The 3,214-nt window shown below is 52.0% G+C and carries 2 protein-coding genes and 1 rRNA gene; all 3 read left to right on the top strand.

Annotated features, from left to right (window positions below; all coding sequences use genetic code 11):
• The first annotated feature begins 387 nt into the window (after positions 1 to 387).
• Positions 388 to 1,866 (top strand): UDP-N-acetylmuramoyl-L-alanyl-D-glutamate--2,6-diaminopimelate ligase, encoded by a 1,479-nt coding sequence (locus tag CO251_RS01715; RefSeq protein WP_103374087.1) that lies wholly within the window; start codon positions 388 to 390, stop codon positions 1,864 to 1,866.
• Positions 1,847 to 2,734 (top strand): glycosyltransferase family A protein, encoded by an 888-nt coding sequence (locus CO251_RS01710; RefSeq protein ID WP_103374086.1) that lies wholly within the window; start codon positions 1,847 to 1,849, stop codon positions 2,732 to 2,734. Before CO251_RS01715 ends, CO251_RS01710 begins: the two co-directional genes overlap by 20 nt.
• A 129-nt stretch (positions 2,735 to 2,863) precedes the next feature.
• A 16S ribosomal RNA gene (locus CO251_RS01705) occupies positions 2,864 to 3,214 on the top strand; the annotation flags it as partial.

Here is a 3,214-nt window from a genome sequence, read left to right as displayed (position 1 = left end):
CCCGTTCCCATGCCGCACACGGTCGTCCCCCACTGCCTCGCTGGTGGTACTGGATCCGCAGGGATCTGGGAGGCCCAGTCGTGCCGACAATATTTTTAAGAGGTCCCTTTCTATAATATGAAAGGGACCTCTTTATTTATCATTTCGATCGTGGAGGGATATTGCTATAGAGGACAAAAACTCATTCGAGGAGTTTGTCCCTTAGGGATTTTTTAGGAGAAACGGCATACAATACCAGAAAACTTTACCCTAGATCACAGATGACGCGGGCGCTTGTCTGCCACTTCGGATGATCATACACTGATATTCAGGGCCAATTCTATTCATGATAGATTCATGATACATGGGGACAATCATTGTAGGTAGGAAAACGGGGGAATCATTCTAATGGACCAACAGCTGCGCATAACCGAATTCGGTTGGGTAATTGGCCCTGCGGTCAGGGGGATTCGTATGGATTCCCGCATGGTGGAGCCAGGCGATATTTTTGTTGCCGTCCCGGGGGCTTCCCAGGACGGCCATCAGTTCATTGCGCAAGCCGTGGCCCGTGGAGCTGTCGCGGTCGTAGGGGAAAAACATCTGGTGGACGTAACAGTTCCCTATATTCAGGTGAAATCAAGCCGCCAGGCGGCCGCTGATCTAGCGACGCAGTTTTATGGGCATCCTTCACAGCACCTTAAAGCCGTGGCCGTGACAGGGACCAATGGAAAGACCTCCGTCGTTTACTGGCTTAGCGCTTTGCTCAATGCTGCGGGCATTCGTACCGGGCTCATTTCTAGTGTCATTAATGATGTCGTTTGCAGTCAGGAGCCAGCCGCGTTAACGACGCCCGAAAGTCCAGATCTTCAGGCATATCTTGCTAAGATTGTCGAGTGTGGTGGAGATGCGGCAGTGGTTGAAGTCTCTTCCCATGGGATTGTGCAGCAGCGGGTACGCGGCACGCAATTTCAGATTGCCATCTTAACCAATATTACTCGGGAGCATTTAGATTTTCATGGCACCATGGAACGTTATGTAGATGCTAAAGCCACGCTTTTTCGGATGCTGCCTGAAGATAGCTTGGGAGCGGTCTTGAACGCCGATGATGAGCATTTTTCAACCATTGCTGCACAAAGCAAAGCTGCCGTCACGAGCTACGGTATTGCACGTGGAGCCCTACGTGCTCGAATTGTGGAAGAGTCGCCGTGGTACACCGAAATCGAATTGCAGGGATTAGGTGTAGCATTTCAGACACGCCTGAATCATCCCGGTCGATATAACATTTACAATGTGCTAGCCGCTTCGGCCGCGGCAATTAAATTGGGAGTGTCGCAAGATATACTGGCTCAAGAAATTCCGCGTCTGCCCCAAGTGCCTGGAAGAATGCAAGTCACATCCCGTGCGGGGGCTCCTATGGCTATTGTTGACTACGCCCATACCCCCGATGGCTTATACCAATCATTAGTGACAGTTAAGAAACTGACTACGGGGGCAGTGTGGTTGGTGTTTGGAGCGCGTGGGGGCCGAGACCGTGGGAAACGGCCGGAGATGGGGCGAATTGCTGCTACGTATGCCGATCATGTCGTCGTAACGGCTGACAGCCCCAATTACGAAAATGCCCAAAACATCGCGAATGCCTTAGTGGAAGGAATTCGTGCCATTGATCCTGACAAGCTGGCGATTGTGGAGTTGGACCGGTCAGAAGCGATTCGTTACGCCATTGGTCATGCCAACCCGGCTGATGTCGTGCTCATTACGGGGCGGGGTCCTGAAACCACTCAGCATTTTGGCGATAGGGATATCCGTTTAGTTGATGCTGAAGTGGTGGAAGCAGCACTCCAAGAGCGACAGCAACAGGAGGGCAACGATGTCTCAGGAGTTAGTTAGTGTTATCGTTCCAGCCTACAATGCAGAGAAGACAATTAGCGATGCCTTGAATTCGGTATTTAACCAAACTTACCCATCTCTTGAAGTCATTGTGGTCGATGATGGTTCGACCGATGCTACACCGCAGGTAGTCCAGGAGCACTTTCCTCGTGCGATTTTTAAGCGAATAACGAATCAAGGGCCGTCGTTTGCTCGCAATCAAGGCATCGCGCTGGCGTCAGGGGAGTGGATAGCATTTCTCGATGCCGATGACATGTGGCATCCGGAGAAAATTGCCCAACAGCTGGACGTTGCCAGTACGGACATACATATTGGACTGGTGGCCACAGATTGGATAAGGGCGGCAAGTTTTGAGCCGATTCCCCCAGCGCTACCCGTGTCCGAGATTACATATGAAGAATTATTGATATTGAATCGCTTTCAAACTTCAACGGTGTTGGTCAAACGGGAAATTGTTGAGGATTTGCAGGGATTTGATAGGGCGGTTGATGGAGCGGAAGACTGGGATTTTTGGCTGCGGGTGGCGCAAGTGGCCCGCTTAGTGAAGATTGACTGGCCACTAGTCATGTATCGTGATGTGCCGACCGGCTATAGCAAAAATGTCTGGCGCGTGTATGAAACGATGTTGCCTATGTTAGAGAAACACCGAAATTCTCGGGAGATTGGACGGCGTGACTTTGCGATTATTGAAACATGGCATTATCTACGATTTGGGGTGGCCTTCGCCTTGATGAAGCAATATGACCGAGCGTATGCAGCCGTGAAACCCGCATTGTCCCTTAAAAGGTTTTGGTATACAATGCCTGCGGCAACTCGGTATTTGGTGCCTTTTTTGTGGACAAGATATCGACGCAGGCGTCCGTCTTAGCGCTTTGGATGACTTTTTAGCGAGATTTAAAAAAGGGCTTGCATTGGCGCGAGTCCGGTGTTATTATATCAAAGCTGTCCGCGAGGACAGTGAGCCCCCCGCTTCAGCGGGCGGCGTCGGTCCTTGAAAACTATATCGTCATGAATGCGTCAAGGGAAACANGCGGCGTGCGTAATACATGCAAGTCGAGCGGACCTTCGGGTCAGCGGCGGACGGGTGAGGAACACGTGAGTGATCTATCGATGAGTGGGGGATATCGGGCCGAAAGGCGCGGCAATCCCGCATACGTTCCTACGGGAAGAAAGCTGGGCAACTGGCGCTCATTGCGGAGCTCGCGGCCCATTAGCTAGTTGGGGGGGTAACGGCCTCCCAAGGCGACGATGGGTAGTCGGCCTGAGAGGGTGAACGGCCACACTGGGACTGAGACACGGCCCAGACTCCTACGGGAGGCAGCAGTAGGGAATCTTCCACAATGGGCGC

This window comes from Sulfobacillus sp. hq2 (assembly GCF_002903155.1).
GTDB lineage: Bacteria > Bacillota > Sulfobacillia > Sulfobacillales > Sulfobacillaceae > Sulfobacillus > Sulfobacillus thermotolerans.
The sequence above is the reverse complement of the archived record's forward strand: the minus strand, read 5'-3'. Positions and strand labels throughout refer to the sequence as shown.